General features: G+C 66.4%; 8 protein-coding genes. All 8 read left to right on the top strand.

Annotation, left to right across the window (positions count from 1 at the left end; genetic code table 11):
* A partial coding sequence (locus FVW20_RS03925) for a TOBE domain-containing protein (RefSeq protein ID WP_231038844.1) occupies window positions 1-415 on the top strand: 415 nt, incomplete at its 5' end.
* Window positions 402-1,349 (top strand): spermidine/putrescine ABC transporter permease PotB, encoded by a 948-nt coding sequence (gene potB, locus FVW20_RS03920; RefSeq protein ID WP_196608379.1) that lies wholly within the window; start codon window positions 402-404, stop codon window positions 1,347-1,349. The genes FVW20_RS03925 and potB, both read left to right, overlap by 14 nt.
* A gap of 1 nt (window position 1,350) precedes the next feature.
* Entirely contained in the window at window positions 1,351-2,130 is a 780-nt protein-coding gene (potC, locus tag FVW20_RS03915) for a spermidine/putrescine ABC transporter permease PotC (protein WP_196608378.1), read from the top strand.
* 38 nt (window positions 2,131-2,168) lie between these two features.
* Complete coding sequence (locus FVW20_RS03910; RefSeq protein WP_196608380.1) at window positions 2,169-3,206, top strand: extracellular solute-binding protein; 1,038 nt, start codon at window positions 2,169-2,171, stop codon at window positions 3,204-3,206.
* A gap of 610 nt (window positions 3,207-3,816) precedes the next feature.
* On the top strand, window positions 3,817-5,544 hold the full coding sequence (locus FVW20_RS03905; protein WP_196608377.1) for an aldehyde ferredoxin oxidoreductase C-terminal domain-containing protein: 1,728 nt from the start codon (window positions 3,817-3,819) through the stop codon (window positions 5,542-5,544).
* Window positions 5,545-5,622: 78 nt separating this feature from the next.
* A complete protein-coding gene (locus FVW20_RS03900; RefSeq protein ID WP_196608376.1) occupies window positions 5,623-5,850 on the top strand; it encodes a MoaD/ThiS family protein in 228 nt (75 codons plus the stop codon).
* An 18-nt stretch (window positions 5,851-5,868) separates the two neighbouring features.
* Window positions 5,869-6,207 (top strand): MoaD/ThiS family protein, encoded by a 339-nt coding sequence (locus FVW20_RS03895; protein WP_196608375.1) that lies wholly within the window; start codon window positions 5,869-5,871, stop codon window positions 6,205-6,207.
* 303 nt (window positions 6,208-6,510) lie between these two features.
* Window positions 6,511-7,097 (top strand): ThiF family adenylyltransferase (locus FVW20_RS03890; RefSeq protein WP_196608374.1); only part of this gene is annotated, 587 nt, incomplete at its 3' end.

Below are 7,097 nucleotides of genomic sequence, written 5' to 3'. Positions count from 1 at the left end.
GCTGGCCCCGCCCGCGCCGGGCACGCCGGAACACGACGCCCTGCCGCCGGACCTGAAGCCCGGCGAACACCTGTACGACGCCACCGTGGGCGGTACGGTGTTTCCGGTGCGTTCGCGCCGCAGGCTGGCCCCCGGCGATGGGGTGCAGGTGCTGCTGCGGCCGGAGGATCTGCGCATCGACCGCATTGCGGTTGCGGAAACCCCGGACTGGCCGCACCTGTGGGGCCGCATCGAGGAATCGGTGTACAAGGGCGCCACGGTGGACCTGGTCATCACCCTGGACGACGGCCAGCGCCTGATGGCGGCGGAGTTCTTCAACGAGGACGACGAGGACATCAACTACAACCCCGGCGAGCGCGTGGCCGTGAGTTGGGTGGACGGATGGGAGGTACTGCTGCCCGATGACGCAGCGTAGACCCTTCCGCACTGCCAGCATCGCCGTGGTCTGGTTGTGGCTGGGGCTGTTCGCCCTGTTGCCCAACCTCGGCCTTTTGCTGGTCACCTTTCTGGAGCGGGGCGAGTCGGACTTCGTGCGCCTGGTGTTCACGTGGGACAACTACGCCCGCCTCGCCGACCCGGTGTTCATCAGGATACTGGGCGAATCGCTGTGGCTGGCCGCCGCCAGCACCCTGGTGTGCCTGCTGATCGGCTACCCGTTCGCCTATGCCGTGGCCACGGCCCGGCGCGGGCTGCGCCCGTGGCTGCTGCTGCTGGTGGTCATTCCGTTCTGGACCAACTCGCTCATCCGCACCTACGCGCTTATCATCATCCTGAAATCGCAGGGCCTTGCCTCCAACGTGCTGATGGCCCTGGGGCTGGTCCGCGAGCCGGTGTCGTTCATGTACGGCGAATTCGCCGTGTTCACCGGGCTTACCTACACGCTGCTGCCGTTCATGATCCTGCCGCTGTACGCTTCCATAGAAAAGCTGGACAAGCGGCTGCTGGACGCGGCCAAGGACCTGGGAGCCAGCAGCCTGCGGGCCTTCTGGCACGTCACCCTGCCGCTTACCCTGCCGGGCATCGTGGCCGGGTGCATGCTGGTGTTCCTGCCCTCGCTGGGGTGTTTCTACATTCCGGAAATCCTGGGCGGGGCCAAGAGCATGCTCATCGGCAACTTCATCAAGAACCAGTTCCTGGTGGCGCGCGACTGGCCGCTGGGCGCCGCCGCCAGCACCATCCTGACCGTGCTGCTGGTGCTGATGATCATCGGCTACTGGCTCAGCAGCCGCCGGGTGGCCCTGCGCGAACGCAAGGGCGCGGACACCGGGGCCGCCACCGCGGGCCGCACGCCCGATACGGCGCACGGAGACGGCGAAGACATGACGCACGGCGCGCGGGGGAGGGCATGACATGACCCTGCGCCTGCGCACCCTCCGCACCTGGCTCGTCTGGCTGGTTTACGCCTTCCTGTATGTGCCCATCCTGGTGGTCATCGTCTATTCCTTCAACGACGCGCGCTACACCACCGAATGGAAGGGCTTCACCCTGAAGTGGTATTCCGCACTGGCCGCCAACGGCCCGCTGGTGGACGCCGCGCTGAACTCGCTGTCCGTGGCCACCCTGGCCGCCACCATCGCCACGGTGCTGGGCACGCTGGCGGCCATCTGCATCCGGCGCTACCGCTTTCCGGGGCGCAAGGTGCTGCACGGCTGCATTTACGTGCTCACCGTGTCGCCGGACATCGTCATGGGCATCTCGCTGCTCATCTTCTTCATCGCCATGGGTGTGCAACTGGGGTTCTGGACCCTGCTGGCCGCCCACGTCACCCTGGCGCTGCCCTTCGTCACCGTGACGGTGCTGGCCCGTCTGGCCGAGTTCGACGAGCAACTCATCGAGGCCGCGCGCGACCTTGGCGCGTCGGAATGGCGTGCCTTTCGCCACGTGCTGCTGCCCCTGGCCGCGCCCGCCGTGGCGGCGGGGTGGCTGCTGTCGTTCACCCTGTCCATGGATGACGTGCTGGTGAGCTTCTTCGTCACCGGCCCCACCTTCGAGGTGCTGCCCCTGCGCATCTATTCCATGGTGCGCCTTGGCGTGAAGCCGGACATCAACGCCCTGTCGGCGGTGATGTTCACGGTAACCATAGTGCTGGTGCTGCTGGCACAAACCCTTACCAGGACGAGGAGGAAATGATGCGCACGAAGCTGCACGCGGCCCGCGCCGCGCTGGTGATGGTGGCCCTTGCCCTGGCGGTGCTGGCGGCGACGCTGTTCGCGGTCCCCGCCGTGGCGGCGGAGGAAAAGGTGCTGCACGTCTACAACTGGTCGGAATACGTGCCCCAGTCGGTGCTCGACCGGTTCACCAAGGAGACGGGCATCAAGGTGGTGTACACCACCTACGAATCCAACGAGGCCATGTACGCCAAGATCAAGCTGCTGAAGGGCGTGGGCTACGACGTGGTCGTGCCGTCCACCTACTTCATCTCCATGCTGCGCGACGACGGGCTGCTGGCCAGGATCGACAAGTCCAAGCTGAAGAACTTCAAGAACCTTTCGCCCAAGGTGCTGAACCAGCCGTTCGACCCGGGCAACGAATACTCCGTGCCCTACATGTGGGGTTCGGCGGGGCTGATGGTGAACAGGAAGGTGGTGGACCCGGCCTCCATCACCAGTTGGAACGACCTGAACCGCCCCGAGTTCGCGGGCAAGGTCATCCTGTCCGACGACCAGCGCGATTCCATGGGCGTGGCCCTGAAGGCGCTGGGCTACTCGGTGAACTCCACCAATGAAGCGGAAATCAAGGCCGCCTACGAATGGCTGAAGAAGCTGCTGCCCGCCGTGCGCGTGTTCGACGTGACCGCCAGCAAGCAGGCCTTCATCAGCGAGGAAGTGGCCGCGGGCCTGATCTGGAACGGCGATGCCTACATCGCCGCCAGCGAGAACGAGAACCTGGCGTACGTCTACCCCAGGGAAGGCGTGCCCCTGTGGGTGGACAGCCTGGCCATTCCCCTGGGGGCCAAGCACAAGGACAACGCCCTCAAGTTCATCGACTTCCTGCTGCGGCCCGACGTGGCCAAGGAATGCGTGGAGGAATACAATTACTCCACCCCCAACGTGGGCGCACAGAAGATCCTTTCGCCCGAGTTGGCCAAGAGCCGCATCACCTCGCCGAGTGACGCGGACCTGAAAAACGCCGAGTTCACCAACAGCGTGGGCAATGCGCTTGAGATATACGAAAAGTATTGGGAGATGCTGAAGACGGGCAGCTAGCCCGGCTTTCGCCCTCGGCCTTTCCCGGCCCCTGTCGTTTTTCGGCGGGGGCCGGTTTTTTTTCATCCGGCGCGCCAGGCCGGCCTGCGAGCACCGGGCGTGTTCCGGCGGGGTGGCGGACCGGAAGAAGCCGTGCATTGAGGGATTTGGAGTTCTTCTTACCAGTACGGATGCAGACAGACCGTAACAAACAGCGACACGGGTGGTTGCGGTGCCTGCGCTGTCGCATGGGGTCAGAATGTAGCCTGGGCCAACATTTTTACCCGAGGAATGCTTCATGAGGCTCATGGAGAATCTACTAATGTGCCACCATTGACATAGTAAAGCATTTCGGAATGTGGCGGAAATGCATCCTATGTCATGCAAGGCATAAATTGACACCATGGCATGCTGTAAATAGTGAGAGTGAAGGCAGGTGTTGCGTCACGCCTGTACGCAACGGGTCGCAGCGCGGGCGGCAGCCTTCCGTCCGCGCGCCCCGTTCTGGTGTTGCAGATGCGGTGGTGTCGGTCATGCGTACCGTGTGCGGTTGCACGCGGCAGGGCGCATGGCGTGGCGGCGTAGCCGGTTGGCGGCGCGTGCCTGTCCTTACACAGCAACGGAGGCTGACATGGCGAAATTCATACGCATTGACATGGGTACGAGGACGGCGGAGATCGGGGCGTGTCCCGAAAAGTATGCCGGGCTTGCGGGGCGCGGCCTGACGTCCATGTTCATCGCCGACGAGGTGAAGCCCACCTGCCATCCCCTTGGCAAGTACAACAAGCTGGTCTTCGCCCCCGGTTTTCTCACCGGCACCAGCGCGGTCAACTCTGGTCGCATTTCCTGCGGGGCCAAAAGCCCCCTCACCGGCGGCATCAAGGAAAGCAACAGCGGCGGCAGCTTTTCGCAGAAGATGGCCCGCCTGGACATCAAGGCGCTGGTGTTCGAAGGCCTGCCCGCCGACGGCAAGTACGCCGTGGTCAAGGTGGACAAGGACGGCGTGACCTTTGACGAGGCCCCCGCCGAAATCGTGGGCGCGGGCAACTACGACGCCATCAAGGTGTTGCAGGACAAGTACGGCCCCAAGGTGGGCGTTGCGCTCATCGGCCCGGCGGGCGAGATGAAGCTGTCCGCCGCCAACATTTCCTTTGCCGATCCGGAAGGCAACATCCGCAGCGCCGGGCGCGGCGGGCTGGGCGCCGTCATGGGCTCCAAGGGGATCAAGGCGGTAATCATCGACGATGCGGGCGCGTCCGCCGTGCCCATCGCAAGGCCCGAGGAATTCAAGAGCGCGGCCAAGCGCTTTGCCAACGCCCTGACCACCCACCCCGTCACCGGCCAGGGCCTGCCCAAGTACGGCACCAACGTGCTGGTGAACATCCTGAACGAAGCGGGCGGCCTGCCCACGGAAAACTTCCGCCGGGGCCGCAACGAGTGGGCCAACAACATCGGCGGCGAAACCATGGCCGCCACCATCGAGGAACGCGGCGGCAAGACCACCCACGGCTGCCACGCGGGGTGCGTCATCCGCTGTTCGCAGCACTACGTGGACAAGCAGGGCAAGTACATCACCAGCGGCTTCGAGTATGAAACCATCTGGGCGCTGGGGGCGGACGCCGCCATCGACGACCTGGACGCCATCGCCTACGCCGACCGCGAGTACGACGAGGTGGGCATCGACTCCATCGAGACCTCGGTGGCCGTGGCCGTGGCCATGGACGCGGGCGTCATCCCGTGGGGCGACGCCAAGGCCGCGCTGGACCTGATCAGGCAGATCCGCCAGGGCACCCCGCTTGGCCGCATCCTGGGCTGCGGCGCGGCAGCCGTCGGCCAGATGTACGGGCTTACCCGCGTGCCGGTGGTGAAGAACCAGGCCATCCCCGCCTACGACCCGCGCGCGGTGAAGGGCGTGGGCCTGACCTACGCCACCACCCCCATGGGCGCCGACCACACCGCCGGGTACGCCGTGGCCACCAACATCCTGCGCGTGGGCGGCTTTGTCGACCCGCTGGGCAAGGAAGGGCAGGTGGAGCTTTCGCGCAACCTGCAGATTGCCACCGCCGCCGTGGATTCCACCGGCATGTGCCTGTTCATCGCCTTCGCCATCCTGGACATCCCCGACGGGTTCAACGCGCTGGTCGACATGATCAATGCGCGGTATGATCTGTCCCTGACCGGGGACGACGTGACCGCCCTCGGCAAGACCATCCTGAAGGCCGAACTGGACTTCAACCGTCGCGCCGGGTTCACCAGCGCGCACGACCGGCTGCCCGAGTTCTTCGAGGAGCCGTGCCCCCCGCACAACACCGTGTGGGACTTCACGGACGAGGAAATCGACAGCGTGCTGGCCTTCTAGATACATGTGGCTGCGTGGCCGCCCCGAAGGCGGGGCGGCCCGCGGCATGACCGGCAGTACGGAACAGGCGGACGACCCATGATCATCACCGTGAAATGCTACGCCACGTTGCAGCGCTTTCAGCCCGGGGGCGGGGAGGAATTTTCCCTGCCCGGCGGCGGAACCGTGCATGACGTGGTGCTGGCCCTGGGCATTGCGCCGGAAGAGGTGGCGGTGATCTTTGTCAACGGCCTGCATGCCCCCATGGACAAGGCGCTGGCCGAGGGTGACAGGCTGGGCCTGTTCCCGGCGGTGGGCGGCGGGTAGGCGCGGAGCGGAGGAGACATGGCCGACCATGCGCGGCATGGCGAAGGGGCCGGGCGGGATGCCGCTCCCGCTGCCGGACAGGATACCATCGAACTGCGGGCGTTCATGGGGCTTGCGGAGCTGTTCCGCACGCGCGGCTGGCCCGTGCCCCTGCCGGTGCGCGTGCATCCGGGCACCACGGGGCCGGAACTGCTGCGCCAGCTCGACATCGCCCCGGAGCAGGTGGAGGTGGTCTTCGTCAACGGCAAGGCGGTCAGCCCGGATCTGGCCGTGATGTCCGGCGGGGACAGGGTGGCTCTGGCGCCGCCCGGCGTTCCGGGGCCGTACCGGGTGTTGCTGGGCTTTCGCAAGATGTAGGATGTTTCCGGTGGCGCATCCGGCCCGCCAAGGTGTCTGCCAAAGCGGCCTGCGGTTGCTGCAGGCAGATGCTGGCGGATGTCAGCAGATGCCGGGCAACGCCATCCGTTCGTCAGCCCCGCACCTTACGGTGGCGGGGCTTTTTCTGTACATGTCGCCGGAAGGCAAGGCCGGAGTCCCGGCCTGTGCCTGAGCCATGTCAGGGCGTGGGAGGACGTGTGGGTACGGGGCTTGCCGGTTGCTGCGCGGCCCCGTCCCTGAGCCACCCCATACCGGTGTCACCCCGTACCGAAAGAGGTCGCCATGGATTCTTCCGACATGTTGCGCCAGGCGCTGGAACGGGCCGCCGTGCCCGGCGCCCTGTCCGACGGCACCCCCGTGCGGATGCTTGCGCACGGGGGTGCGGACGGCGCGGCGCGCCAGGCCGGCGTGTTCCTGCGTCAGGCCGAAATCGCGGCGCTGGAACTGGGGCTGGTGCCGGAACGCTACCTGCGCAACTTCGCCACGCTGGATTGCGCGAGTCAGGCCCGGCTGCTGCGCGCCCGGGTGGCCCTGGTGGGTCTGGGGGGCCTTGGCGGGCACATCCTGGAAGGGCTGGCCCGGATGGGCGTCGGCCAGATCCGGGTGGCCGACCACGACGTGTTCGAGCCCACCAATCTGAACCGCCAGTTGCTGTCCACCCAGGCGGAACTCGGTGCGCACAAGGCGGATGCCGCCGTGCGCCGCATGGCGCAGGTGAACCCGGCGGTGGAGCTGGACGTGTGGCGGGGCAGGCTGGAAGGGCAGGATTTCGCCCGGTTCTACGCGGGGGCGGACGTGGCCGTCGACGCGCTGGGGGGCGTGGCGTTTCGCCCGGCGGCAGAAGCCGGGGCCGCGGCGGCGGGTGTGCC

The sequence above is a fragment of the Nitratidesulfovibrio oxamicus genome (assembly GCF_015731765.1).
In the GTDB taxonomy this organism is placed as follows: Bacteria; Desulfobacterota; Desulfovibrionia; order Desulfovibrionales; family Desulfovibrionaceae; genus Cupidesulfovibrio; species Cupidesulfovibrio oxamicus.
Note: the sequence above shows the minus strand (reverse complement) of the source record. Positions and strands in the feature narration are given on the sequence as shown.